This window comes from Enterococcus sp. AZ091, assembly GCF_051714805.1.
In the GTDB taxonomy this organism is placed as follows: Bacteria; Bacillota; Bacilli; order Lactobacillales; family Enterococcaceae; genus Enterococcus_D; species Enterococcus_D gallinarum.
This window is the reverse complement of the sequence record NZ_JBIOSO010000002.1, coordinates 216,067-242,231: the sequence shown is the minus strand read 5'-3', so window position 1 is coordinate 242,231 and position 26,165 is coordinate 216,067. Positions and strand designations below refer to the sequence as shown.

Genomic DNA, 26,165 nt, shown 5'->3' with positions numbered 1-26,165 from the left:
TTATAACTGGTTTCAAAAAAATAACGGAGCTAAGCTCCTTGCCCAGATCATACACAGTTAAATAACCTATTGCAACTAAAAATTGAAAAAATAATCTATTTTTTCTGAAAATTCTACCATATTTTAATCTTTTTCAGTTCCTTCAAAGAAACGTTCTTATTCTATCAAAAGGGTGACAATCCGTTAACAAACAAAACACGTTTTTCCACTTCAATAAAAGCAGAAAAACGTGTTTCAACGGCTAGAAAGTAGCTGGCTTTTTGGCCAAATTAGCCAAAGCAGCTTTACAGCGTTTCAATCAAATCCAGTGGATGCTCAATGAAAAAGTCCGGCCTAGCGGCTAATAAGGCTTCTTTCGTATGGCTTCCCCAAGCAACAGCAACAGTGCCTACACCGGCTGCCTGCCCCATCTCGATATCAAAGGTCGCATCACCAATCATCCTCACCTCATCTTTTTGCAACCCATGATTTTTCAAAATTATGGTTATCCCTTCAGGATGCGGCTTATAATGCGTCACTTTATCCGATCCGATCGTCTCTGTAAAAAAAGCAGCAATGCCTAATCCCTTCAGATTTCGATTCAATATATCGGTTTTCTTACTGGAAACCACAAAACATTTGATGCCTTGCTCTTTAAGAATTGCCAGTAATTCAGGGATGCCATCGAACACCTTAAGCGACTTTTCTTCAAAAAATTGATAATGGCTTCGAAAAATAGTGAGAAGTTCCATTAATTTCTCTTCGGATAACTGCCTGTTCGCCATCTCTAGAAATGATTTTTCAATAGGAATCCCCATGTAGTATTCGATCGTTTTTTCATCAGGAATCATTAGACCTATGTCACTAAATGCTTTTTGCGTCGCCAATATCCCACATTCTCTAGAGTCACCTAGTGTCCCATCAAAGTCAAAAATCAATCCCTTAGTTCTCATTCCATCCTCCCCCTTCATGATCAAAAAGTTTTATTCATCGTATCCTATTCTTTAATAGAAAACAATCATTGATTTTTTCCTCGTTAGAAGCTATTGATCACCACAAGCAGATCCTAGCGCTACGTATCGCTCATATCTTCTAAAAAAAGAGGAAATGGACTCTTTTTTCAAAAAGTCAAAAATAACTGTTGACCTTAGAACGACTCTAACCTTTATGCTAAGGGTGTAAAGAATATGGAGGGAAAAAAATGACACATTGGCATAATTTAGAAATCGACGCAGTACAATCAGAAACCAGTACGGAACTTATCACTTCGGAAACGCGTACAAGTTATCAGGCAAAGCATGGAAAAAACTTACTTACTGAATCAGAAAAAACACCAGAATGGAAAAAATTCTTTTCTTATTTCCATGATGCTCTAATGTATGTCTTGATCGGTGCTGCTGTTTTGAAATTTATTACAGGTAGTTTTGTTGAAGGAGCAATCGTTTTATTAGTCGTTATCCTCAATGCCATGATTGGTTATTATCAAGAACGAAAAGCAGACGAATCGCTATCAAGCATCACAAAGCTTCTCAGTTCAAAAGCAACTATCGAATCGATAGAGGGAAGACTGTCTATTGATGCAGAAGAGCTAGTTCCTGGCGACCGTGTCTATTTGGCACCAGGTGATATTATCCCTGCTGATCTGCGAATCGAATCAGTCAATGAATTGAAGATCGATGAGTCGATTTTGACAGGGGAGCCTGATGCAGTCGTGAAGACCGTCACTCGCTTAGATGAGCAGACAGCTTTAGCCGATCGAACCAATATGGCTTACTCTGGAACGCAAGTCCAATCAGGTACAGGGAAAGGCATCGTCGTCGCAATTGGTTCCGAGACTGAGATTGGCAAAATCAACCAATCTCTTTCATCGATCGAAGTCAAAGAAACGCCTTTATTGAAAAAGGTCAATGAAATGAATCATTCAATCTTTAAAGGTATTGGACTATTCATTCTTTTACTTGGACTGATCAGTTATTTTGTTTACGGGATGAGCATGATGTATATCGTCTCTGCGATCATTGCGCTGATCGTTTCCTCTATCCCAGAAGGATTGCCATCAATCTTGACGATTATTCTATCTTCTGGGGTAAAAAATATGTCTCAGCAAAATGCGATCGTGAAAGGATTGCCTACGGTAGAAACCCTTGGATCAATGACAGTGATTTGTTCAGATAAGACTGGTACTTTAACAAAAAACGACATGACGTTAACTACTTTGTTTACAAACAATCAGGTAACTGATGTGTTGAAGACAAACCAGGAAGATTACCCGGAGAATGAACTGCTCGCAGAGATCATGCAAAATTGTCAAGAAACGCAAAGCTTTGAGGATGTTCATTGTCCAGTTACAGGAAATGCCACAGAGTTAGCCTTGTTAAAGTGGACGAATCGGATCGGTGCCCAACGAATAGAAAGTGTAGAGACGTTGCCCTTTGATTCAAAATACAAATATATGGCTACAAGTCATAGAATAAATGGCAAGAAACGTATTTTTGTCAAAGGCGCACCGGATGTCATTATGACCAAAGTTTCCGCAGCTCATATCGATGGAATTATGCAAAAATTTGATCGCCTGCAGTGGGAACAAGTCAACTCATCTTTTGCTTCTGAAGGTCAGCGAGTGATCGCTTTTGCCTACAAAGATGTAGCAAACGATACCCTATTAACCCATGACGAAATAAATGATCTAGTTATGACCGGATTAGCAGGTATTATTGATCCGCCGAAAGAATCCGCGATCGAGGCTGTCGCAGACTGTAAAAAAGCGGGTGTCAGAGTAGTAATGATTACCGGAGACCACCCTACAACAGCCAAAGCGATCGCCCAGCAACTAGGAATCAATCATGCTGATCGAGCAATTACTGGTACTGAATTGGATCGTTTGTCAGCAGAAGAATGGCAAACCGTTGTGAAAAACACCAATATTTTTGCCCGGACTACACCAGAACACAAACTTCAAATCGTGACTTTCCTGCAAGAACAAGGTGAGATTGTAGGGATGACGGGCGATGGCGTAAATGATGCACCCGCACTTAGAAAAGCCGACGTCGGCATTGCTATGGGGATCAAAGGGAGCGACGTAAGCAAACAAGCGGCAGACATGATTCTGATCGATGATAATTTTGCGACGATTGCCAAAGCTATTAGAGAAGGTCGCAGAATTTTTGACAATCTAAAAAAGACGATCCTCTTCTATTTACCAACTTGTTTGGCACAAGGTCTATTGCTGATCGTCTCCATGCTGGGAAACATGCCTTTGCCATTGACCACCGTTCAAATTCTCTGGCTTAATCTTGTCGCATCCATCACACTTTCTTATGCGCTAGGCTTTGAACCCGCGCACAAAATGATCATGAACCGTGCACCTCGAGACATGAATGAGAAAATCATTTCCAAATATACGTTGTTTCGAATCCTATACGTGGGTATCCTATTGACCTTTTTTGGCTTCCTTACCATGAATTTATTTAGTGATGAAGCGACAAGACAGACCGTCCTCATCAATGCGATCGTTTTTGGTCAAGCATTTTACATGCTCAATTGTCGTGAGATCACTAGCTTTGCCTTCAGTAATAAAATCAAGCAAAATAAAGCCCTGATCTATTCGTTGTCAGTGATGGCTCTATTACAATTAGCGATGGTTTATTTCCCGCCGCTGCAGAGAATCGTCCAAACAACTTCATTAAGCTTGAACAATATGCTGATAAGCATTCTTCCTGCTTTACTACTATTTCTATTAGTAGAGTCGGAAAAGCACATTACACGTGTGATTCTGAATGAAAGTTTTTCTGAACAGTTCAATTCATTCGAATAATAAGCAATAGCAAACTTTCCTCAGATAAATGCGCCTTTTACTAGTCTTGATACTATTGAACGTATCACTAGTTCAATAGTATTTAGACATTTAGGGAAGAAACGACGATTACGTTCGAAGGATGAGTAAAAAGTGGGACTGTGCCATAAGTCATCATCCAACAAGCTAAACCGAATAATAGTCTGTTGCTAGGCTTGATTCCTCTGACTTTTGCGACGAGGAGTCCCTGCACCGCAGGAGCAATAATAATTAATGTTCGGATAGCGTTACTTGTAGGAGACTTATGGCACAGTCCCGTCTTCTTTATTTTGTTACAAACTTTTGTTGCAAAGCTTTTAATAAATATTTTTTCTGATCAGCTCACCGTTTTTCCACTGCATCTCAACGGTCTGATTCCCTTTGATTTTCAGCCCTTTGACAAAACCATCTTTCAATTCGGCTGGTAAGGACGGCAACCATTTAACATGTCCGTTGCGATCTTGGATAAACAGATTGGCGATCCCAGCAGCCACGCCAAAGTTACCGTCAATCTGGAATGGAGGATGTTTGCTCCAAAGATTACTATACGAAGCTTCTAAAATGGCATGCTGAATATGTTGATAGGCTTGCTGTGAATCTCCTAGGATAGCAAATAAATTGATTAACCAAGCATTACTCCATCCGGTATGTCCGCCACCATTTTTTAATCGCAGAGAAATTGACTTTCTCACTGCATTTAAAAGCTCCTCTGTTCTATAAAGTTCACCAGGGTATGCGCCATAAAGATGGGAAACGTGGCGATGTCCAGGTTCCACTTCTTCAAATTCTTCTTGCCATTCTAAAATTTGACCTTTTGACCCAATCTTTACAGTTGCTAAATAGGGCTGGATTCGCTTCATTCTATCCAACAAATCATCATGAATATTTAGTGATTCACAAGTTAACCGGAAGAAATCAAAATTTTCATTGATCAAGCAGATATCCATTGCAGTTGATAGCTGCAATGAACATTTGTTGCCAGCAGCATCGAAAAACAGGTTCTCTGGTGACGTCGAGGGACAGCTGTGATATATTCCGTCACTTTCTATTAATGTATTGACTAAGAACATAACAGACTTTCGCAATACTGGATAGACCACCTCTTTCAGGTATGTCCTATCTCCCGTGTACTCATAGTGCCGGTATAAATCACTGGCTAGCCAAGCCCCGCCCATTTGCCACATCGCCCAAGAAGCATCTCCTCTACCAGTCTGAGATCGATAAGGAGTCCCCACTGGATTGGTTGTAAACCAGCGATCTGTATTATGATGACACACAGATCCTGCTACACCATAATGAAGGAAGGCGGTCTTTTCTCCTGCGCTAGAGAGTTGTTCAATAAAGTTACTATAAGGTACAAAGCATTCGTGTAAATTACAAGTATCCGCTAACCAGTAATTCATCTCTAAATTGATATTTGTTGTGAAATTGCATGACCAAGGCGCTCGCAGCTGCCAACTCCAGATCCCTTGTAAATTACTCGGCAAACTCCCAGGACGAGAAGAACTGATCAATAAGTAGCGTCCATATTGAAAATATAAAGCGATTAGGCCAGGATCTAACTGCCCTTCTTTTACCCTTGCAATACGTTCATTCAGCGGCAACTGGACTTGGTCGCCCAAATACATCTCTACTCGATTGAACAGTTCTTGATAGTCTTTCCTGTGACGCTTTTTAGCTTCTACAAAGCTTGGAACTTTTCCTGCCCCTTTTCTTCTAAAAAGAAATGATACGTTTCGGGCATTTTCAATGATAAGTCGATCGTTGTTAAAAACAAGATTTCCATCCGTTTGCTCAATGATTAATTCATAAATATGTGTTTCCCCGCGAGTCCCTTGTACAAAATCCCATTCATTGCTTATATAGTTTGGATTGACATGTTCCGGACATTGAACCTGTATTTCAACACAGCTTTCATTAGCATGGTAAACAACTTTTGAGTGTAACTGTGACTCATAAGCAATACTAATGGATTCAGCTTCCGGAGCAATAAATCTTCCCCACAAGGCTTGGTCAGGATAACTAGCAAAATACTCGCGCTGATAGACACCTCTCGTTCCTTGGTATGTTATTTCTACTTTACTTCTGCTTAAATCAAGACAACGGCGATACTGATCAATCGCTCCTTGTTGGTCTGGTTGTGTAATAATCAGATTTCCCAAAGGCAAGTAGCTCTCGGTGTAATTCCCTAAAAAAGACTCTTCCACTTGTTGCCCCGCTTCTAGATAACGGCCTTCCAAAATAGCTTGTTGGATTTCTGATAAATAATTCGCAGCTTCTGGTCGATTTTTGTCATATTCGTATCCCGACCAAAGTGATTCGTCATTCAAGCCAATTTTTTCAGGAAAACTTCCAAAGATCATTCCCCCTAGACTACCATTCCCAATAGGCAACGTTTCCTCCCATTCCTGCGCTGGGTTTGTAAAGAAAAAATTCATTTTGAGGACCTCCATCATAAAAAAGTCCTATGGCTGTTCTTGAAAAAGTATTGTTCCTTGATTAATCAGTCATAGTCTTGTGATCTCTTTCGCTCAACCTAATTCTAGTCATATTCCAAGAAAGCGGCTTTGTGCTGATTGTAACGCTTCCTCCATCAATCACTACCCGCTCCTTCGAATCACAAGGGACAACTAACTCTTGATTTGGTCCATTAACTGCTTTTGTATCGTAATCAGCCATTTCAGTAGCCTCAATGACACACGCCAATCTCAAATCAGAGTCAACCGTGAATGTAATTTCTTCACAACTATGCTTGTTAACAGAGAAAATAACTAGTTCATCTTTTTCTTCGTTTAAAATAGCAATACTGTCAAGATAGGGTACATTCTTGATTTTGTTGGTATCATAAGTTACTACATCAACTGTTGTAGTTAATGCTTTGCCATGTCCATACAATGAAGCTTGTTGATACGGATAGAAGATGGTCTGCTTCCAAGCTGTCCCATTTTTCTCAGTCATAATCGGTGCGATCACGTTCACCAATTGCGCTAGACAAGCAATCTTCACTCGGTCAGAATTCTTTAATAATGTAATGAGCATGCTGCCAACAAGTAAAGCATCTTCAAAATTGTAGATGTCTTCCAAAATGTGAGGTGCTACCGTCCATGGCTTTTGCGCCGCGGTTTCTTCATTGGAATGGTACCAGACATTCCATTCATCAAAGGACAACATCATGGTCTTGTCACTTCGTTTTTTTGCTTTCATCGTGTCGCAAATGGCGATTACTGACTTGATAAAACGGTCCATATCTTCTGACTTGGCCAAAAATTCAGCAAGGTTGTCAGTTTTATTGTCATAATATTGATGCAGTGATAAGTAATCGACATATTCGTATGTGTGCTCAAGTACCGTTAATTCCCAATCCACGAATGTCGGGCGAGAGCTGTTGGAACTGCCGCACACCACTAGTTCAATTGAATCATCTACCCATTTCATCGCTTTGGCAGTTTCTTCTGCTAAACGACCATATTCTTCTGCTGTCTTATGCCCAATTTGCCAATCTCCATCCATCTCATTGCCTAAGCACCAGGTTTTAATTGCGAAGGGTTTTTCGTCTCCATTTTGCTTTCGAAGATCAGACCAATAGGTGCCTCCTTCAAAATTGCAATACTCAACTAGATGACGCGCTGCATCGATACCCCGCGTTCCCAAATTAACGGCCATATTCACTTCAGTATCGCATTCTTTAGCCCAACGCATATATTCATGTAAACCTACTTCATTCGTTTCAATACTTTGCCACGCTAAGTCGAGTCGTTTAGGTCGCTTTTCTCTTGGCCCAATGCCGTCCTCCCAACGATAGCCAGACAAAAAATTTCCTCCAGGATAGCGAACAATTGGTACTGCCAATTCTTTGACAAGTTTTAAAACATCTTGCCGAAAGCCATTTTCGTCACTCGTTTCATGATCTGGTTGATAAATACCTTCATAGACTGCTCTTCCCATGTGTTCAATAAATGAACCATAAATTCGGCGATCGATTCTCGAAATTTGTTGTGTTTGTGAAATACGTGCCCTAGCCTTCACTTGATCACACTCCTTTTATTCTTATCTCAAATTGATAATGATAATCCTGTAAATGTAGTTGGTATTTGTCTAGTACATCCGGACCACAGCTTCTGGAACCAATCCCGTGCTGTTGATAATCGATGTACAAATAATAGCGGTCTGCTTTTTTTAGTTCATGAATATGTTGTGCGGAATCAATAGCCGCAGCAGAATAAGAATGTACACTAAAATTAAAGGAATGGTTTCCTTGGAACTTGAGTGCTAATTGATCGTCCGACTTGAATATCGCCCACTTCGTCTGGCAATGATTGCCACTTTCTTGTGGATATAAATATTGGAAACTCAGTTCATCTGTTGCCTGAGAAAACACATCAAAGTAACTGCCATTTTCAGTATCTGCATAGGTTTCTTTAGGTCCCTTTCCAGACCAGCAAGTTTTCGTAAATCGTTTATGCAGCTGCCAAACAAGTCCGATACGAGGAACTGTCAGCGGATAATGGTTTTTAGGCTCCCCAGATATTTCATAGGTGACTCGTCCATCCTTGAAAAAAGTGATATTCGTTGTTTGCTCAATATGCCAAAACTTTCCTGCTGGCCCGATTGCTTCCTTTAAAGATAGTTTCAATTTATCAGAATCATTGGCGACAATGCTGCAGCTCATTAAATTTGTCATCATGCGATCGACACCATATTCCCGCCATATTTCACTAGAAATAAAATCATTGTTTGTTGTCGGCCGCCAAAAAATACTTTCTGGAGAGGCTAGATAAATGTCTTGATGCTCGTTCATGAACTGCCATTTACCAGTAGTTTTATCTACTCTCAAATAATTTGTCCCATTTCGGAGCAGCAACATTTTTGCATCATCCTGAATTTCATTAAATAGGAGTATATCAGGTTCTTGCCCTGGTAGAGAGTCTCCTTCGATTGGCATAGATGCGACAATACGAGCTAATTTGCCACGAAGCGTCTTTTGCTCATCGAAAATCTGCACTTTTAGCAAATTGGCCTTTTTTGTGTGCAACAGTTCGCTAGGTAATATCACTTCGACGTCTTTTTCGTGGGGTAAATGAACTGTCACGATCTTACTTACCAATACTTCTTGATCTCGCTTTATTTCAAAACAACACTTCATCCCTAACAAGTCTTTGAATTGATTGCGATTGCGTAGGATTATTTTTCCGACTTCATACAAGGAAAAATCAATGGCGATTGGTTCTTGTTGTCGTTGAATATCGAAATAACTGGGTGATGGTTGTAAATCAGGGGTCATTAACCCATCCAAAACAAAATTGTAGTCATTAGGAATATCACCAAAATCGCCGCCGTATAAATAGGTCGGTTGCCCTTCCCGCTTTGCTTTGATTCCTTGATCTTTCCATTCCCATAAAAAGCCACCTTGTAATTGCGGTTCTTTATAAAACATTTCCCAGTATTCTTTCAACGAACCGGGGCCATTCCCCATCGCATGTCCATATTCACAAAGGATGTATGGTTTGATAACTTGCGGATTGTCTGCGACCTCTTGTAATTCTTGAATCGTCGCATACATTCTAGAATTAAAATCGGCTTGCTGCACATCTTTAAAGTAACGCCCATCTGTTTCTGAAATACAATCACGGGACTCTCCTTCATGATGAATCAATCGAGTAGGATCTTTTTCGCGGCACCAACGAATCATTGCTTCGTGGTTTGTTCCGTTTCCAGACTCATTTCCTACCGACCAGATAATGATTGAAGGATAATTTTTGTCTCGCTCGACCATTTGTTTCATGCGATCAAGATAAGCTTCCTCCCAATCTTGATTGCTGCTCAAATAATTTTTATCTCCGGTACTCCCTATTCCATGACACTCTAAGTCCGCCTCATCCATCACGTATAATCCGTAGCGATCACACAATTGATAAAATTCAGGACTATGAGGATAGTGAGCTGCTCGAATGGCATTAAAATGCGCTTCTTTCATCAACTGGATCTCTTTTTCCAAGAAACCTTTTGGCAGAGCTCGTCCCTTCGTCTCATGAAACTCATGGTGATTGATTCCTTTAAATAGAATTGGCTTGCCATTAATACAAATTTTGTTTTCCAAAAGAGCCACTTCTCTGAAGCCGATTTCCTGACAAATTTCCTCTTCTGAAGTGACAAAGCGCAACCGATACAATTCTGGTGTTTCAGCAGTCCATTTTTGAGGTGAAACGACTGGAAAAGAAAAATGATGGTTTTCTTTATCTATCACAATCTTTTTTTGAAAGACAAGTGATTCTTTTTCTAAAAAAATTTCGCAATCGAGCTGATTACCATGAATGTTCGGAAAATCAATAGTCAAAATACCATTCTCATAGTTGCTGTCAAATGATGTTTGAATGTGGAAATCCCAGATACATTCTTGGGGGCGATGCAGCAAAGCTACATCACGAAAGATGCCGCTCAACCACCACATATCTTGATCTTCAATATATGAACTATCGGACCATTGAAAAACTTCAACGACAAGTTGATTTTCTCCCTTTTCGATAGAAGCGGTTACATCGAATTCAGCTGGATTGCGGCTGCCCTTACTAAATCCTATATATTTACCATTAAGATACAACGCAAAGCAATTATCCACTCCTTCAAACCTAAGAAATTGCCGCATTTTTTGAGAGTCACAAATAAAATCATATCGGTAAACCCCTACCGGAATCTCAGAGAACGTAAAGGGCGGATTGATTGGAAATGGATATTGTATATTCGTATAGTGCGGTTGTCCATACCCTTCCATTTGCCAATTACTTGGTACAGAAATCAGGTGACTATTTTGCCAAAAATCATCAGCAAAAAACCGCTCCCTTTCAACATCTAGATGAGACGGAAAATATCGAAATCGCCAAAATCCATTCAATGACAAAACTCGCGAAGAATTGTCATGATCATCCATTGGAGCATAGGGGAGATAATAACTTCGCGGGCTTTGTCTATTTTCATGAATGCGCTGGGGATCTGACAAGTAGTTTGTCTTAAACATTCGTTTTTCTCGCTTTCATTCATAATTAGTCTTTCATACCAGTTGTTGCACCAGAATCTAAGATATAACGTTGGAACACGATAAACACGAGAACTAAGGGAATAATTGAAAGCACTGAAGCAGCAATCAACACGGTCCAGTTGACATTTTCTGCCCCCACCAAACTCCTAATAGCTACCTGAAAAGTGTATTTTTTGGGGTCGTTCAAAACAATCAAGGGCCAGATGTAGTCATTCCAACGCCATTGGAATGAAAAGATGCTCAGCGTCATAATGATTGGTTTGGCAATAGGTAACATGATTTTCATAAATATTTCCCCATCCGAGGCTCCATCGATGCGTGCGGATTCGATTAAGTCGTCTGGAATAGAGACGAAGAAGGTTCTGAACATGAAAATTCCTGTAGCAGTGTTGATTGAAGGAATAATGATCCCGGCTAAACTATCATACAAACCTAATTCTCGAATCACTGTAAACACTGGATTCATGATTACTTCGGTAGGTAACATCGTTGTTGCAATAATGCAGACAAAAAAGAATTTCAACCACTTCATATCATATTTTGCAAATGCAAAGCCACACGTTGCACTGGCAATAACCGTCAATATCGTGGTAATAACGGACGACTTCAAAGTATTTGTAAAGTATCTTACGAAATCTAGACTGGACCATGCATCGAGATAATTCTGCATGGTGGCATGCTCCGGCAAGACACTTAATGGATAGGAAAATAATTCTGACCCAGGTTTAAAAGAGCTGAGTATAAACCAAACTAGTGGGAACAAATACAGCATTGCCACAAGAACCAAGGCAGCTGTGAGAATGGTTGTGCTCGTTTTATCGTGAAGCTTTGATACGTCATTCATTTTTACCACCTCCAATTTTCATTTGAACGAGTCCGAGAACTAATAAGATTGCAAATAATACCATGGAGGCTGCACTGGCATACCCAACTTTCATCTTGTCAAAGCCAGTTGTATAAATGTATTGCACAATGAACATATTTGCTGTACCTGGTCCGCCATTTGTCAAGGATTGAACCAAAGCAAATTCTTTCATAGCACCGATACTAGCTAATAGGATCACCATAAAGCTAGTCGGCTTCAATGAAGGTAGCGTAATGTACAAAAACTTCTGGAAGGATGAGGCACCATCAATATCGGCTGCCTCATAATATGACCTAGGTATGTTTTTGAGAGCAGACATAAATTGCAGCATGTTAAATGCTGTCCCACCCCAAAGCGCTGCCAACAGAATTACCGAAAATGCTGCGCTTGCATTGGAAAACCAGGGAACGGCTTCGCCGCCTAAATTCCCAATGATATAGTTCACAAAGCCAAAATTTTCTCCAAACAACCATTTCCAAATAACCCCAGCAACAATACCCGAAATTGTCCAAGGCAAGAAGAAAACAATTTTCCCTAAGAGCTTTCCCTTTGTGTGCTTGCTGTTCAGCAAAATGGCAATTCCTAAAGAAACAGCGTAAATCAGCGGCACCAAGCAAATTGCATAAGTAAAGGTTCGGAATAAAGATCGGTAAAAACTCGCATCTTGAAATAAAGCAATATAATTTTCGAAACCAAGAAAGTTAGCAGTCCCAAATCCTTTGTAGTCCGTTAAAGAGTAATAAAAGCCCAAAATTGCTGGTACGAGAAAAAAAGTAATGAACAGGACAATATTGACTCCCGTAAAAATCAAAGGCCATTTATTTTTTTTAAGTTTCTTCATGCTCTGCCCCCCTCTTTCGTTTTTAAAACTGGTATGACTTGATACGATGCAAGATGTTCAATCTCCTGCCAAACTAATGCGCCAAATTGAGGATCATAAAAGGATTCATTGGTCATTTTAGATTTTTTAACCGATTTCATAAAAGTCTCAAAAGTCGAAAACTCATTCCTGCTCCCGCACTTCACAAGTACGGTATGATTGATTCCTTTAGAAACGATGTCTCTACCACGAGTATCCCCGATCTGCTGCATTTCATAACCTTGCGAGAAGTAAACGCCAAGGTAGCTTTGATCTTTTTTGATAAACAGCCAATTAGAATCATTGATATCCACCCGCTCTAAATTCCAATAGGGCACATACATGTGGATAAACGGTACATATGCTTTGGATAAATCGTATTTCATATGCAGAATATTTTTAAATTGTTTAATACAAGGCATCCGGCCATTTCCAGCCCAATAGCTAGGCCGATTTTCACCACTATGCATAAACTCACCTGGGTTGTTTATCCAAAGCTGTGTCCCATCACTGCCTAACGAAAGATTCATCATATGTTGTTGATGGCCCTTTTGAAAACAGTGATACTCGATTCCACTAGCAATTGAATATTCTCGACATTTATAGAGATACGTCTGCACTCGATTGATCCCCTGAAGATAAGTTGCTGTCAATTCCTCATTTGGCTGTAAATCAATCAAAGACATGCATTCTTTTGGTGGAACATAATCAGATAGGCAAAAAAGTGTCGATGCTCGTAAGGCGTAATTAAAGTTCCCTTGATCCCAAGCAATTGCCAAAATATTGCTTATTTCTCCCAAACGCATGGCTTTCAAATCGTGCTCATATGTTCTGCCAAATGTGGAGGAAAGAGTTCCTCCATGAGAATTTACAGCCATGATCGTGAATGTGAAATCCAGTGCTTTTTTCGCTGCATCTTTTATCTCTTCATCTGGCGCATTCGTATAAAGGCTGAAAAAACCTATTAAATCGATAGGCAGATACGTAGTAGAATTCCATTCAGAAAACCCATAGTGTTCAAATTGATCAAACCACTGTAACAAGCGCTGTTTTCCTAATTCATATTGTTGACTTCCTTGTCTTCCACTCGTGACAAACGTTTCCTCTGGAAGCAAGCATCCAGCAAAATATTGGCAAGCATGAAACAATAAGGAGTGATTTTCACTAAAGTACCACATGACATCGTTTCCAGGCTCATCAATCCAATAGCGAAAATGTATCGCCAACTCTCGGAGTTTTACCCTTAGTTTCTCTGGCAACTGCCCTTTTTTTCCTAGCCAAAAACCTAGTAACGGTGCGAACATAAAATCTGCGCAATCTCCCCGTTCCTTTATCATACGAAAAGCCGGCTGAAGTTTTTTCCAGCACTCTTCTGATAATTTCCCGGTTAAGTGAATTTCTGCTAACGCACTATTCATATCCGGAATGGCAAGGTTTGAAAAGATTGTCAAAGCTGTCGCTTTTCTCACTTCTAAAGTTCCACCTAAGTTGCGCTTTAACTTTTCTTCGTTATAAACTGTAAAAACAAGTTTTTTAAACAGATAGGTTTGGTCTGGAAGTAACACGCCCACAAACAGATGCGTTAGCCCTGAGGTAGGGATATCTTCCACATTCCCTAAAGAAATGCGTTGATTATTTAAAGGTAGAAACTGACTTTCTCGTCGGAAATCTGTAATATTTCCCCCAATTTCTTCTGTAAAGGTGACCTCTTCATAAGTAACAAAGACTTTCTCGAAATAATCGTAGTCCGAACAAATACGTACTTCTCCTTTAGAATAAAAATCTTTCTCAAAATAAAGTCCATTCAAGAACTCCTCTGCCCGTTGAAGAATAGTTTCGTCATACGATAAAGGCAAGACTACTTGAAAGTGATGATTCGACAAGACGTTTAATTCAACAAAAAAATTTACATCTCGCTCGGCTAGATCATCCATGTAAACAATGAGTTCATTATCGCCTTGTTCTAGCGGGAGAACTACAGTGGTTTTCGTGCCATGGTTTCGCGTATAGGGCCGAAAATCAGTAAGCAATTTCCCATTCATCCAAAGAATAGCTCTTCCGCAGGTAACCAACGAACATTCCACCGCTTGTTTCTCTTGACAACGAAGCTGTGCCCGCAAGTATGTACTTACTTTATGCGGAGTTGCTTGAAAAGTAGAAAAATCTACCCTCGGATTTTCAAAACCATCATATACCTCTGAAAAATCTTGCTTTCCAGGATACGGCACCTCAGAAAGCGTTTGTAAGAAATTTGCTCGAATGGGATATTCGACTTCTTGATACCCTTCCGTCATATTTACAGGAGCATCAATACAACTAGCTTTGCTTTCAACTTTTTCCTTTTGGAGCATGCTGCGTTGCCAACAATTGATCGAACTGCCTTGTTTTACTGAATAGATATAATCGCTCATTCTTCTCCCACTTTCAAAATAGAATGGATGTGGACCGGATGAGTACCAGTCCACATCATTTCCTACTTTACTTCTTCGTGTACCCCTCGTCGTAGTCTTTTTCGATATTCTCAATCATTTGATCAAAGCTGATTTCATCATTCAATACTTGGATCATTGAGTCCTTGTATGCCCCAGTTAGTCCAGTGTATCCAGCCATTGTCATCGCCACTTGATCTGCAGTTTGTTTAGAAGAAATTGGTTGGGCCGCCGCTTCAATTTCTTGATTGTAAATATCGTAAGCCGCTTGTGCATCTGCGTAATTCACTTTTATTCCTTCTTCTGCTGGAAGATAACCAGCTAATTCACATAACTCAGTATAATTTTCTGGTGTGTACAACCACTCCATAAATTTCTGTCCGCCCTCACTATTCTTGCTGTTTTCAAAACCAACCATAAAATTACCGCCCATATTGGTAGCACGAGTTGCTTCATACGGCATGTAAATGGCTTGCCAATTGAAATCTTTAATGTTCGTGGTGAAATCTTTGATTTGCCAACTTCCTGACATATATGCTGGAATCATTCCACTCTTAAACATTGAAGAAGCATCTTCTCCAGAAGTCCAGACCGTTTTTGGAATTGTTCCATCATTATTTAGGTCAATGAACTTTTGTAACGCAGCTTTTGTCGCATCATCAGTTTCATAAGTACCGGTTTTATCATTCAGAACAAAATCCTGCCCACCAAATTGGTACGTGAACGCTCTCAATCGATGATCAGAAGGGTCCATTACAAACCCATATTTGGCATCTGTTTTTTCTTGGATCGTGTCCACAGCTTCTAAAAATTCATCCCATGTCCAAACTTCTCCTTCATTCTGCGGATAAGAAACCCCTGCTTGATCAAAAAGATCTGTATTGATGAACATTCCTACCGCAGTAATATCTGTTGGTAAGGCGCGAACCTTGTCGTCTTCGTCTTTAATCGTCATTGAATCTAGCGTTTTGCCTTTTTTAGCAATATCTGTCAAATCAACTAAATAGTCTCCCCAATCTGGTAAGACCCCTGCAACCCGTGCAACATCGGGGGCATCATCTGACTGTACAGCTTTAGAAATTTTCGTCTCCATATCTGCATAAGGTACGTCTGTTACTTCTACTTTGATACCAGTCTCTTCTTCATAACGTTTTGCCATCTTACTATAGGCACCGCCTTCTGATGCATCTCCCGAAACAAACAATCTTACAGTGTCGGAAGAAGCTGAGTCAGAATTGCCGCATGCCGACAAGCCCATTAATAAACCCACACATAAACCAGCCTTTAAAATCTTGTTTTTCATCAATATTTCCTCCTAATGATCTATTTAAAATGACTTAAACCCAAAATTGCTGAAAAAAACAGTAATACTCCAATTATCGTGTGTATCATCTCTATCTTGGTCTTATTTTCCTTTAATAATAGAATCCCGCCCATAATAGATACAAAGATGCACAACTGAGAAATGGTATAGCTTAAACCTACGCCTAACTGTGTTGCGATATAAAATAAGGAGATATTTGCAATTGTCCAAAATATACCTGTCAGTACATTACGAGAAATTCTTGACAACTCTTGCTTTTCTTGGTCGAATTTCGCAATCACGCAAGAGGAAAGAAACATCGCAAAAGCTTGAGGTAGAAAGATTTGTAGCCCTTTCACGTGAAAAAGTGACGTCGTGACCACATAGCCCATCAGACAAAGTGATGACGTACAAATCATGAGAATGGTTTGTAGTGATATTGATTCTTGCTGCTTATTCTGATTTTGATTCATTGTAACAAGGTAGATTGCAACTAAAATAACCAGCAGCAACAGCAGGGTAATAAGAACCTGTTTCAGATTCTGCCATTCACGGAGAAGGATGCCAGAAGCGAGTGACGTAAACAGCAATTGTGTCCCGTTTGATAATGGCATCACTTTTGACACTGCCCCAGTCGCAAGGGCTTGAAATTGGAGATATTGACCACCCGCCCAAAATGATCCCGAAATCAATGCTGCAATAGTCCCCGTCAATGTGTATTCAACACCCATTAGAAAACTGAGAATGATAGAAATGCCAAATGCCGTAAAGGTTGTGCCCAATAATTGTTCCACGGGTGTTCCTCCAGCTTTTTTGGAAACAATCGGCATCAATCCCCATCCCAAAGCTGGCAAACTATAGATAAGTAAGCTCATGTGATTGCCTTTTCTTTCAAAGATTCTGCGATGGTTAAGGCAAGCAACGTCATTGCTTGTCCATACACCATTGGCATTTGGACAATTCCTTTATAGTCCTCAGCATTGCAGGAAATCGGAGTACCTGCAGACACTCCAAGTACCGTACCATCTTCTGCTATTTTAGCTGTTAAAGATGAGATTAAATCGTTGATTACCTCTTGAGAAAGCTGAATAGTAAGGAAATCACTCTTTACCCCTAAGAGAATGCCAGCAATGATTCCGGCTGATCCGGAAGTTTCCGTATAGGAAGTCGGATCCGTTAAAATTGTATGCCATAAGCCATCCTTACTTCGGATTTCCAACAAAGATTTCACTTGATTGTTGTAGAGATTCAATAGGTACCTTTCTGACGACTTAGCTAAATAACCGTTCATTATTTCCAAAAACAGCGGGATACCAACCGTGATCCAGCTATTTCCTCGACACCAAAAATTGCCTCCGTAATTTGATTGTTCTTCAAAATTCCACCCATGATAAAATAAACCACTCTTACGATTTAAGAGGTACTTACAGTGAAGAAGCATTTGTTCGATTGCATCCTCACGCCAGATTTGATTATCGTATTTCACGCCCATTTTCCCCATAAAAAGAACTGTCATAAAAAGAGTATCTGCCCAGATTTGGTTCCGATTTTCTTTTACTGTGAATTTATCTATTCCAGATGTAATATGCTGCAGTCCATTTTCATCTGTTCTAGGAAATTCTTTTTCGATCCACTTCATCCATTCTAGAGCAAGGGTTTCATACTCCGGATAGTCAACAAGTGTTAGTAAAGGACAAATCGTATTCACATTTTTAGTTGGAAGACCTTTATTGATCTCTTCAGTGGCCCATTGTTTGATATATTCATCATTTATAGGTCCCTCCAAATGCAGCCCATAAATTCCGACGCCTTGAGGCCAGTCCCATTGCTCCATACCAAAGTCTCTAGCAAAGAATCCTTTACTTTCTGATAATTGATTATTACTGTCTCTAAAATCTTCCTGATTTAACGGTAAGCTATCAAAATGCTTAAGCCGTTCTCTTACAAGTGAGATTTTATTATTTGCTACTACCATTCTTAACTCCTCTTGGCTCTTAAGTTTTTTAATTGGTATTGTTTTGGTGACTCGGCTTGTATCTCTTTAAATTTTTTAATATAGCTAGATTCATCACGGTACCCGATTTTTTCCGAAACTTGTTTCACAGAATATCCTTGTTCTAACAATTCTCGTGATTTCATGATTCGGATATAGATTAAATATTGATTTGGTGTCATACCAAGTGCATTTTTAAATGCGCGAATAATCGTTGATTTACTGATAAAAAAACGTTCACTTAATTCATCCAGAGTCATTTCATTCATATATTCCTCTTTAAGAAAAGAAACAATCTCAGAAATTGTTTGATAATGCTCATAAGATATTGGTTTATGTAATTTCTCATCAGAGTAAACGATTTTATTCAATAGAATAAGTAACTCCGTCAACTTCAATTTTAGATGCAAAAGTTCAAACGGCTCTTTTCGCTCTTGGTCACATCGAATCATTTCTTCATAAAGATCAGTGACTTTAAGACTTTGATCTGAAGTCAACTCAATACAGTCAACCTTCTGTTGCTTGGAAAATATTTCCAAAAGAAAAGGAAAATTTGTTGTAAATTCTTCAATAAAACTGGGCTTGAACAAAATAAAATAGCGTTCATACAATTTGCTGCGATCAATGGAAACTCGATGGAGCTCTTCTGAACTAAACAGAGCAACCGTACCAGCATCTGCATCAAATTTTCGCTCATCAATCTGATAAGTCGTGCTATTCGTTAATGTAAAATGAATTTCAAACCCATCATGAAAATGCGGTTTATCCATAAAATGAATCCTATCTATTTTGTGCATTACCACTAGATCATTTTCAATTAATACCTTATCAACGTTTTCGGTATCTAATCTCATGCTCTCACCTCACTGACAAGATGATTGTAACCGATTTCTAAAGTTATTTGTATGCGTTTCCATTCAATTAATCGGGCAATATCGTCAGAACAGATGAAATTCAGCACGATTTAATTGATTGCTAAAATAATTTATCAACAAAAATTACTTAAACTAGAGAACCAAATGGAAGAAAAACTAAACTGACAGAGTCCAGTGCATTTTAGAGAAATAGCATTAAAAGCTGTCTATAATCATAAAAAAGAGTGCCCAGAAAATATTTTCTGGGCACAGGTAAAATCATTTATTGTCAGCAGAAGGCAATGTCTGCATCAGTTCAAAAAAGTGACTGGCATTTCCTGTACTAAAATAGTTATACCATGCTTCTAACGTCTCTTTCTTGAACACATGTAAGCTCTCTATGATTTGCTTCGTCCAAAGTAACGCTCCCGTTGATCCTGCAGTGATTAGACGATTATCCGATACAGATCGCTGATCTACGTATAGTTCTTGGCCATTGTATCCCAGGCAAAACATTTCAAGAAATTCAAGACTGTTACTCGTATGTGAGCGATCATTCAATAAGCCAACCTTTCCCAAGGCTACCGTGGCGCCGCAAATCGCTCCAACAGTTCCACCCAGCAAAAGCAACTCTCTCGCTGCATCAAGGACAGCGTGATGTCTTGAATCACTCCAATTATCCGCACCAGGTAACAATAGGATAGATTCTTGGTTTAAATCCATTTCCTCCACTAAACAATCAGGAGTTATTTTCATTCCTCCCATAGTGTGAATAGGTTGTTTCGAATGACCAACTGTTTTTATCCTTAATAAAGGCGCATCCGCTTTAAAAAAGCGTTTTGAATGTAGCTCTGCTGTCACATATCCTATTTCCCAATCTGCTAGAGTATCTAGTACGTAAAGATAAATTGTTTTCATAATTTCCCTCCATTAATCGTTCTTTCTGCTATCATTATACCTATCAATTGTTGACAACTTTATGGCAACAATACCAAAATAATTTACTAGGAGTTTCTAAATGAAAGTGAGTAGATTGGTCAGTATTATAATCCTTCTAATGGATAAAAAAAGAGTGAGCGCGAAGGAACTAGCCGAAATGTTTGAAGTGTCACCCCGTACGATTTACCGCGATATAGAGGCAATCAGTATAGCTGGGATTCCAGTCCATTCTACTTCTGGCGTGGGCGGAGGATTTGAGATTATGGAAAAGTATAAAATGGATAAAAATACTTTTACAGAAGAAGACTTGATTACGATTTTAGTAGGCATCTCCAGTATTCCAAGTGTTATGAAAAGTAATGATTTTGTAAATACACAGACCAAAATCAGAAGTCTGATCCCGCCAGAGAGAATAGAATCAGCTCACGTACAAGCAAAGCAAATGCATATCGACTTTAGTCAATGGTTGGGCGATCGAAATTTAGAAACATATCTTACTATTATCAAGGGGGCTTTACAAAAAAATCATTTACTCACATTTGATTACATTAACCACAAGGGCAACAGGACCAAAAGACAAGTCGAACCTTATCAGCTGGTTTTAAAAAATAGTCAATGGTACTTTCAAGGATACTGCTATGAAAGAAAGGATTTTCGATTATTCAAAGTAGCTCGCCTTTCGAATTTAAAAATGGATGAGAGCAGTTTTGTTCCAAAATCTCCTCCAGCGCTACCTTTGCTTACTCCAGAAATCTTAAATAAACGACAGATATCGATCAAACTAAGAATTCATGCGTCTATCATGGAACGATTACTCGATTATTGCGACTATAACCAATTTGTAAGAGAGGATGAGACCCATTATATCGTCACATTCCCCTTTGTAGAAAATGACTATTATTACGGGATTATTTTAAGCTTAGGGGACAAATGCGAATGTCTAGAACCTTTACATGTTCGCACAGAATTAAAAAGGAAAATCGCCAGTTTAACCCAACTATATGACAAATAGCTTCAGATAAGCGAGTAAGTTCATTTAATGAAACCTTGCTTATACGAACGAAAGTTTTCACTATGAAAAAGAGTGTCCAGAATGACGATCTACTGGACACTCCTCTTTACTCTTCTAATGATAAATGTAAAATAGAATAACGCTTTAAGTTTGGTTTGAGCACTGGCTTCTCCTCAAAAAATGAGAAAGTGACATACTTCCATTTATCCGGATTATAAATGGTAAGTTTACCCAATGAATTGTCATAATCATTCGATTTTAGTCCAACTTCTTTTAATGAAGGCTGCTCGTGAATATCATGACATTCTTCGATTACATACTTACTTTCTGAGAAGGAACGGTCTAAGCGGATTTCTGAGGTAACACCTATCTCAATGTTTTTCCAGCCGAAAGAAGCAATAATATTGTCAAAAAATCCGCCAAAAATAAATTGTGTCATACCGTCTGTTGCTTTCCAAACATACAAAGGGCAATAACTATTTTCTAAATCACCGCTACTTTTCTCAGTAATCAGGTAAGCCTTAAACAGCAAATCTTTAAAGCCATCTGTCTTGTGCCCATTATCCTTTACTCTTTTTCTTATCTTTTCCATGTCGTAATCAGCAGGAAAAACTATTTTATATTGCATCGCTTGCATATTCGCTCTCTCCTTTCGTTATCAAAAAAAGTATACTTGACATCCCCCATCGCGCATAATATAGAATCATGATATGCTTATCACAAAAAATGATAAGTAAGAGGTTAGTCTGATGAATTTTAATGATTTGATGATTTTTAAAGCGATTTATGAAGAAGGAACGCTTAACAAAGCTGCTAAAAGATTGGGCTATGCTCAATCGAATATCACTGCACGTCTTCAAACAATAGAAGATGAATGTAATACGCATTTATTCATACGGAACCATAATGGCGTAACTCCGACTGCCAATGGGGAAGAATTTTATCTTTTCTCGCTTACTACTTTGTCAAAATTTGAGAACGTTAAAAAAATTTTTTTGAACAGCAGCCAAAATTACTCACATCAGAATTGCTACTAAAATATTTAGTCAATGAATGCCAAGAAATCTCAATTGAATCGATAAAAATAAGGTGCAAACGGACCGAAATGATTCTTTCAGAAATTTGCCGCGAGCCTTATGATTTCGTCATAACATTTCAAGAAATAAATAGGACAGAGTATACTTTAACAGAAACCAAGCAATTACTTGTGAATTTTTTATGCGGTGACCGAAATAAGACAAATGTACCACTATTGATCAATAGTGACTTGGATTGTCCTTTAAGACAACTAACATTAGAAATAGTAAAAGAAACGGAGCGATTGATTGAAATAGATTCATTAGAAACTATTTTAGACCTCGTTTCAAAAGGCCAAGCAATGGCTTTGCTGCCAACTTATTTAGAAAAAGAAGGCTTTCTACCTATAGATAATAATCTATTCGCAATCAATTATTATTGTTATAAGCATATCTGATAACTTCTGACTATCACTTTTCAGCTTAATGAATGAATCAATCTAGAATCAACGAACCATCTACTACTCAAAATTATGCATCTAAATCACTTTTTATGTCTTTGCTGCTTTATTAGGGAAGTTTCCCGTTATCGTCATTCTGAACACCTGAACTGAAAAAAGAAAACTCTTTTGCTGTTAACCTTCGTTGCTCTCCCGATAAAATCGAAGTCTGACACGGCTTCGATGTCTTGTTAATCATCAGTTTCTGGGAAAACCATCGACAAAATCGTCATAGCCTTACCTTCTTCTTTAACAAGAAACAGCATACGAGATTCTCCTTGATCAACCTATCTACGGTTGATCAAGGAGAATCTCGATTTTACTGACATATTCTGTTGGTTGATTTGTCTCATGAAAGTCGATCAAATAAAATTCATAGTAGTCACCAATCGTTGCAAGTTGGTGTTGCTTTAAATAATCGTTTAATTGACGAAGCGCTGCTCCACGATTCTTATAGGTCCCTGTATAGTAAATAGAGGCATAATTACCAGCTGGCAGAACAAATGCTTTCTGATCAGAAAGATCACTGGTTAAACAATAAAAAACTTGATGTTTAAACGTCTCACCATGGGGGGTTAAGACGGTGCCGAAAACATTTTGATTGTTGGCATGTAATTCTTTTTCAAACTGTTTATGCAATCGCTTGAGCTCAAAATACAAATCTCTTCCTAATGTATTTTTTTCCTGGCTCAAAACAATATAGCGATCTTTGTGGTAGAGCCTTTCGATTTCATGGTTTTGCTTGGTTTCCGAATACTCGAGTAAATCGATTCTCTCTTGCAACAACGCTTGTTTTTGCTTCAATTCCTTGATCCGCTCATCCAATTGTTCACGCTCAAAATTTAAGATTTCTTTGGTTAAAGCTTTGTTCTTGGTATCTAAATACGTCTTTATTTCCTCTAAAGATACATCAAAAAAACGCAAATCTCTTATCGTGTTCAACCGTTGAATTTCTTCATAGGAATAATCACGATAGCCATTCTCAGAATACTTTGGTGACAGTAAGCCGATTTTTTCATAATACCTAAGTGTATGGGGCGTGATATCATAATTTTCACTGATTTCTTTTATTTTCATCTTGGTACCTTCCACCTAAACGATTTAGAATAAGTTTTAAACCCTTATAAGATGCATCTGATAGGATTCAAAACAAACACCTAACTTCCCCAGAAGCTTTGGGCAGTCTGATTATCCCATAATCTTAAGTCAAAAGAAATAGCTTCGTTCCAGTCCTCCTAAAATCATTCAGTCGTTAAAAAATCATCTACTCAACGAACTTATTCAGATACGAGCGACTGTTCATAAAATTCAGCCTCACTAGCTAAAAATTTCGCAACAACAGCAGGGTCTTTTTTGAGCTCTGAAATGATCATAGGGTCGTCAGTAAGTACAATCACTCCCAGCTTTCCGTCGCGAATTGATTCGTAAGGAATGAACTCACTATAGTTTTGTTCAATCGAAAAAGAGTTGGTAGATTGGATGTCCTCACTTCCTGTGACAGATAGAGCGGCTTCAAATTGGCGGTCTTTCTCAGCAAAAGATAGCTCTAATTTTTGGCTATCGCTCGTACTAAAAAATGGGGTACTTAAAGATTGAGTCGAATCTTTGGTCTTTAAATTGGTGGAGAAAACAAAGACACGCTCACCGGCTTTTTGGTGAATGGTATACTTGTTGACAGTCTTTCTTTCAACTTCTGGAACTGCCTCAAACTCTGCAAGTGTTCTTGATTCATCAATCTCAGCATTTGAACTTGTTTCGCGAGTTGTATGACAACTCCCAACGATGGTGACACTTAACAAAGACAGTATCCCTACTAGGAACTTTGACATCTTTTCTTCCCCCTATCACTGAATGATCTATTAAAAACAGTATAAATGAAATCGCTTTAAAATGATAGTTAATTACTATATAAGCAAATTAAAACAGCAAAAAACTATCCGAAGGCTCTTTTTTGAGTCTTCAGATAGTTTTTCAGATGTATTATTAATGAGACAGACGTATCGAACAAATGAATGATCATTGTTCCAGTGCATTCTTCCTCACTAGTATTCCCCACAACACGAGTAACGCTAATCCGAGAAAGATGAATGGCTCTCCAACACTTCCTGTTTTAGGAAGCTTTCCTAGTTTCGAACCATCTCCCACAATGATTTTCCGCCCATTATCTGGATCGGGTTCATCTTCCGGATCATCAATCGGGTAGTTCTCTTCTCCGATGCGTCCACGAACAGTTAATTGATAAGAGGGTTGTTTCTGGACATTGGTCCAGGAATTCTGTGCTTCCGCCGCTAAAACCGTCTTCGAAACAAAACTTCCCAGCAAGATAATCATAGGCAGCAGATAGAAACTCTTCCATAATCGTTTCATTGGATTGCTCCCTTCTGTAACAAGAGAACGATTCGAACAGCCATTATACGTCTGCAGCGAAACGCAAAACTAAAGTAAAGCTTGGATTTAATTCAGATGAAGCATCGGTTGGGCTGGCGGTACCAGCAAATGAGAATGTATCAAAAGTGACTACTCCGTCTTTCCCGTCTAAAGTGAATAGCTCTGTCTCTGAAACAGATGACACACCATTTTCAAATAGTTCAATCCCATTGATTTCTAATCGATCGACTACGTCCATATCATACACGTCATTTACGGTCGACACATACGTCTTTACACCAACTGCAGAATTATTGGTGACTGTATAAGTTGGGGAAATGATTTCCGTATGATTTGAATCTTCGGTTGTCCAAAATAATGCAGTTGTAGGAATAGTAACATTGATCCAACGATTGGGATCGTGAGGATCCGGACCGGGTACCGTATTGTCAAATTCTCCGATGATTCCGTTCACAGTGATGTCTCCAGAATTGGCTCCTGTACGTCCATCGACTACTTGCTCCGCAAATGCCGGTATACTACTTGCTAAAATCCCAACGATTGTTGCTGTACTTAGTAAAGCTGTTGCTTTTTTCATTTTATATTCCTCACTTTTTGTTTGATTTTAGTTCTTAACGATAATCGTTAATTCAGCTTCAGTGACTCCTTGTTTTTCTTTCGTTTCAGGGTCGTAGATATTGATTGTTGCTTTTGCTTGGTATTCTCCCTTAGCTAATGGTGTGATCAAATTGACGTTTTCCACAAACTGATTGGGATAAATTGCTCCTGATGAATAGACAAGTTCTCCATTTGATAAGGTTATGTCGACCGCAATTGGATAAACGTTGGTCCCAGGATTTACAATCTCGATTGAGCCAGAACTGTTTCCATCTTCAAAGACGGCTTCTGGGTTGATCTGCAACGTAAAGTAATTGGCATCCGCAATTTCCTGCGCACGTTCTGAGAGACGTTGATCCGTGGCATCGCCGGCTTCTGGCAGCAGATCGGCACTGATAATTGGTACTGGATCTTTCTGAAAATAGAAATATGCTCCCAGTCCACAGATGATTAAAGCGAACAATAATAGCCACAATAATCCTCGCTTTTTGTGTGCCCTTTCATGGGTTTGCTCCATAGGTCCCACCTCCTTATCTATGTCTTGTCTTCAGCAGCTGTCGTTAAAT

General features: G+C 39.0%; 22 protein-coding genes. 4 read left to right on the top strand and 18 right to left on the bottom strand.

Annotated elements, in window-relative coordinates; translation table 11 throughout:
• Positions 1-284 precede the first annotated feature (284 nt).
• The gene (locus IGJ28_RS13655; protein ID WP_175413528.1) at positions 285-932 is read right to left on the bottom strand and encodes an HAD family hydrolase; all 648 of its coding nucleotides are present in this window, start codon (positions 930-932) and stop codon (positions 285-287) included.
• 248 nt (positions 933-1,180) lie between these two features.
• On the opposite strand from IGJ28_RS13655, the gene IGJ28_RS13650 reads away from it, so the two are divergent.
• The gene (locus IGJ28_RS13650) at positions 1,181-3,793 is read left to right on the top strand and encodes an HAD-IC family P-type ATPase (RefSeq protein ID WP_252711565.1); all 2,613 of its coding nucleotides are present in this window, start codon (positions 1,181-1,183) and stop codon (positions 3,791-3,793) included.
• Positions 3,794-4,128: 335 nt separating this feature from the next.
• Here IGJ28_RS13650 and IGJ28_RS13645 read toward each other — a convergent pair whose 3' ends face one another.
• The 11 genes from IGJ28_RS13645 to IGJ28_RS13595 all read right to left on the bottom strand — a co-directional run bounded on the left by IGJ28_RS13645 (position 4,129) and on the right by IGJ28_RS13595 (position 20,065).
• On the bottom strand, positions 4,129-6,249 hold the full coding sequence (locus IGJ28_RS13645) for a glycoside hydrolase family 95 protein (protein WP_179135081.1): 2,121 nt from the start codon (positions 6,247-6,249) through the stop codon (positions 4,129-4,131).
• Between the two features lie 61 nt (positions 6,250-6,310).
• Complete coding sequence (arfA, locus tag IGJ28_RS13640) at positions 6,311-7,837, bottom strand: arabinosylfuranosidase ArfA (protein WP_081131967.1); 1,527 nt, start codon at positions 7,835-7,837, stop codon at positions 6,311-6,313.
• 4 nt (positions 7,838-7,841) lie between these two features.
• The gene (locus IGJ28_RS13635) at positions 7,842-10,823 is read right to left on the bottom strand and encodes a glycoside hydrolase family 2 TIM barrel-domain containing protein (RefSeq protein ID WP_252711566.1); all 2,982 of its coding nucleotides are present in this window, start codon (positions 10,821-10,823) and stop codon (positions 7,842-7,844) included.
• Positions 10,824-10,848: 25 nt separating this feature from the next.
• Positions 10,849-11,688, bottom strand: a complete 840-nt coding sequence (locus tag IGJ28_RS13630) for a carbohydrate ABC transporter permease (protein WP_103300199.1) — start codon at positions 11,686-11,688, stop codon at positions 10,849-10,851.
• Positions 11,681-12,550 carry a carbohydrate ABC transporter permease gene (locus IGJ28_RS13625; RefSeq protein WP_176332930.1) on the bottom strand — a complete coding sequence of 290 codons (870 nt, stop codon included), beginning with the start codon at positions 12,548-12,550 and terminating at the stop codon, positions 11,681-11,683. Before IGJ28_RS13625 ends, IGJ28_RS13630 begins: the two co-directional genes overlap by 8 nt.
• Positions 12,547-14,979: a hypothetical protein gene (locus IGJ28_RS13620; protein ID WP_252711567.1), complete on the bottom strand. Its 2,433-nt coding sequence runs from the start codon at positions 14,977-14,979 to the stop codon at positions 12,547-12,549. Before IGJ28_RS13620 ends, IGJ28_RS13625 begins: the two co-directional genes overlap by 4 nt.
• Positions 14,980-15,046: 67 nt before the next feature.
• Positions 15,047-16,300, bottom strand: coding sequence for an ABC transporter substrate-binding protein (locus IGJ28_RS13615; protein ID WP_081131972.1), 1,254 nt, complete (start codon positions 16,298-16,300; stop codon positions 15,047-15,049).
• A gap of 20 nt (positions 16,301-16,320) precedes the next feature.
• On the bottom strand, positions 16,321-17,175 hold the full coding sequence (locus IGJ28_RS13610) for a GRP family sugar transporter (protein WP_252711568.1): 855 nt from the start codon (positions 17,173-17,175) through the stop codon (positions 16,321-16,323).
• A complete protein-coding gene (locus IGJ28_RS13605) occupies positions 17,172-18,275 on the bottom strand; it encodes a glycoside hydrolase family 88/105 protein (RefSeq protein WP_081131974.1) in 1,104 nt (367 codons plus the stop codon). Before IGJ28_RS13605 ends, IGJ28_RS13610 begins: the two co-directional genes overlap by 4 nt.
• A gap of 2 nt (positions 18,276-18,277) precedes the next feature.
• Positions 18,278-19,147, bottom strand: coding sequence for an AraC family transcriptional regulator (locus IGJ28_RS13600; RefSeq protein ID WP_081131975.1), 870 nt, complete (start codon positions 19,145-19,147; stop codon positions 18,278-18,280).
• 279 nt (positions 19,148-19,426) lie between these two features.
• The gene (locus IGJ28_RS13595) at positions 19,427-20,065 is read right to left on the bottom strand and encodes a type 1 glutamine amidotransferase family protein (RefSeq protein ID WP_081131976.1); all 639 of its coding nucleotides are present in this window, start codon (positions 20,063-20,065) and stop codon (positions 19,427-19,429) included.
• A gap of 100 nt (positions 20,066-20,165) precedes the next feature.
• Here IGJ28_RS13595 and IGJ28_RS13590 point away from each other — a divergent pair, with 100 nt between their 5' ends.
• A complete protein-coding gene (locus tag IGJ28_RS13590) occupies positions 20,166-21,098 on the top strand; it encodes a helix-turn-helix transcriptional regulator (protein ID WP_103300195.1) in 933 nt (310 codons plus the stop codon).
• A 106-nt stretch (positions 21,099-21,204) separates the two neighbouring features.
• Here IGJ28_RS13590 and IGJ28_RS13585 read toward each other — a convergent pair whose 3' ends face one another.
• Positions 21,205-21,735: a DUF4865 family protein gene (locus IGJ28_RS13585; protein ID WP_081131978.1), complete on the bottom strand. Its 531-nt coding sequence runs from the start codon at positions 21,733-21,735 to the stop codon at positions 21,205-21,207.
• A 112-nt stretch (positions 21,736-21,847) separates the two neighbouring features.
• Between IGJ28_RS13585 and IGJ28_RS13580 the strand changes: the two genes are divergently transcribed.
• Together IGJ28_RS13580 and IGJ28_RS13575 are read left to right on the top strand one after the other, a co-directional pair.
• Entirely contained in the window at positions 21,848-22,135 is a 288-nt protein-coding gene (locus IGJ28_RS13580; protein WP_252711569.1) for a helix-turn-helix domain-containing protein, read from the top strand.
• Positions 22,136-22,305: 170 nt separating this feature from the next.
• Entirely contained in the window at positions 22,306-22,572 is a 267-nt protein-coding gene (locus tag IGJ28_RS13575) for a substrate-binding domain-containing protein (RefSeq protein WP_252711570.1), read from the top strand.
• Positions 22,573-22,905: 333 nt separating this feature from the next.
• On the opposite strand, the gene IGJ28_RS13570 is transcribed toward IGJ28_RS13575, so the two are convergent.
• The 5 genes from IGJ28_RS13570 to IGJ28_RS13550 all read right to left on the bottom strand — a co-directional run bounded on the left by IGJ28_RS13570 (position 22,906) and on the right by IGJ28_RS13550 (position 26,116).
• Positions 22,906-23,691, bottom strand: coding sequence for a MerR family transcriptional regulator (locus IGJ28_RS13570; RefSeq protein ID WP_081131980.1), 786 nt, complete (start codon positions 23,689-23,691; stop codon positions 22,906-22,908).
• A gap of 200 nt (positions 23,692-23,891) precedes the next feature.
• Positions 23,892-24,443, bottom strand: coding sequence for a hypothetical protein (locus tag IGJ28_RS13565; protein WP_081131981.1), 552 nt, complete (start codon positions 24,441-24,443; stop codon positions 23,892-23,894).
• A 187-nt stretch (positions 24,444-24,630) separates the two neighbouring features.
• Entirely contained in the window at positions 24,631-24,981 is a 351-nt protein-coding gene (locus IGJ28_RS13560; RefSeq protein WP_081131982.1) for an LPXTG cell wall anchor domain-containing protein, read from the bottom strand.
• A gap of 43 nt (positions 24,982-25,024) precedes the next feature.
• Positions 25,025-25,579: a hypothetical protein gene (locus tag IGJ28_RS13555; RefSeq protein ID WP_103300191.1), complete on the bottom strand. Its 555-nt coding sequence runs from the start codon at positions 25,577-25,579 to the stop codon at positions 25,025-25,027.
• Between the two features lie 27 nt (positions 25,580-25,606).
• On the bottom strand, positions 25,607-26,116 hold the full coding sequence (locus IGJ28_RS13550) for a hypothetical protein (RefSeq protein WP_103300190.1): 510 nt from the start codon (positions 26,114-26,116) through the stop codon (positions 25,607-25,609).
• Between the last annotated feature and the right edge of the window lie 49 nt (positions 26,117-26,165).

Bases quoted from the DNA above. Each gene is read 5' to 3' on its own strand.
- IGJ28_RS13655 (WP_175413528.1), bottom strand. From the start codon at position 932: ATGAGAACTAAGGGATTGATTTTTGACTTTGATGGGACACTAGGTGAC.
- IGJ28_RS13650 (WP_252711565.1), top strand. From the start codon at position 1,181: ATGACACATTGGCATAATTTAGAAATCGACGCAGTACAATCAGAAACC.
- IGJ28_RS13645 (WP_179135081.1), bottom strand. From the start codon at position 6,249: ATGAATTTTTTCTTTACAAACCCAGCGCAGGAATGGGAGGAAACGTTG.
- IGJ28_RS13635 (WP_252711566.1), bottom strand. From the start codon at position 10,823: ATGTTTAAGACAAACTACTTGTCAGATCCCCAGCGCATTCATGAAAAT.
- IGJ28_RS13630 (WP_103300199.1), bottom strand. From the start codon at position 11,688: ATGAATGACGTATCAAAGCTTCACGATAAAACGAGCACAACCATTCTC.
- IGJ28_RS13625 (WP_176332930.1), bottom strand. From the start codon at position 12,550: ATGAAGAAACTTAAAAAAAATAAATGGCCTTTGATTTTTACGGGAGTC.
- IGJ28_RS13620 (WP_252711567.1), bottom strand. From the start codon at position 14,979: ATGAGCGATTATATCTATTCAGTAAAACAAGGCAGTTCGATCAATTGT.
- IGJ28_RS13615 (WP_081131972.1), bottom strand. From the start codon at position 16,300: ATGAAAAACAAGATTTTAAAGGCTGGTTTATGTGTGGGTTTATTAATG.
- IGJ28_RS13610 (WP_252711568.1), bottom strand. From the start codon at position 17,175: ATGAGCTTACTTATCTATAGTTTGCCAGCTTTGGGATGGGGATTGATG.
- IGJ28_RS13605 (WP_081131974.1), bottom strand. From the start codon at position 18,275: ATGGTAGTAGCAAATAATAAAATCTCACTTGTAAGAGAACGGCTTAAG.
- IGJ28_RS13600 (WP_081131975.1), bottom strand. From the start codon at position 19,147: ATGAGATTAGATACCGAAAACGTTGATAAGGTATTAATTGAAAATGAT.
- IGJ28_RS13595 (WP_081131976.1), bottom strand. From the start codon at position 20,065: ATGAAAACAATTTATCTTTACGTACTAGATACTCTAGCAGATTGGGAA.
- IGJ28_RS13590 (WP_103300195.1), top strand. From the start codon at position 20,166: ATGAAAGTGAGTAGATTGGTCAGTATTATAATCCTTCTAATGGATAAA.
- IGJ28_RS13585 (WP_081131978.1), bottom strand. From the start codon at position 21,735: ATGCAAGCGATGCAATATAAAATAGTTTTTCCTGCTGATTACGACATG.
- IGJ28_RS13580 (WP_252711569.1), top strand. From the start codon at position 21,848: ATGAATTTTAATGATTTGATGATTTTTAAAGCGATTTATGAAGAAGGA.
- IGJ28_RS13570 (WP_081131980.1), bottom strand. From the start codon at position 23,691: ATGAAAATAAAAGAAATCAGTGAAAATTATGATATCACGCCCCATACA.
- IGJ28_RS13565 (WP_081131981.1), bottom strand. From the start codon at position 24,443: ATGTCAAAGTTCCTAGTAGGGATACTGTCTTTGTTAAGTGTCACCATC.
- IGJ28_RS13560 (WP_081131982.1), bottom strand. From the start codon at position 24,981: ATGAAACGATTATGGAAGAGTTTCTATCTGCTGCCTATGATTATCTTG.
- IGJ28_RS13555 (WP_103300191.1), bottom strand. From the start codon at position 25,579: ATGAAAAAAGCAACAGCTTTACTAAGTACAGCAACAATCGTTGGGATT.
- IGJ28_RS13550 (WP_103300190.1), bottom strand. From the start codon at position 26,116: ATGGAGCAAACCCATGAAAGGGCACACAAAAAGCGAGGATTATTGTGG.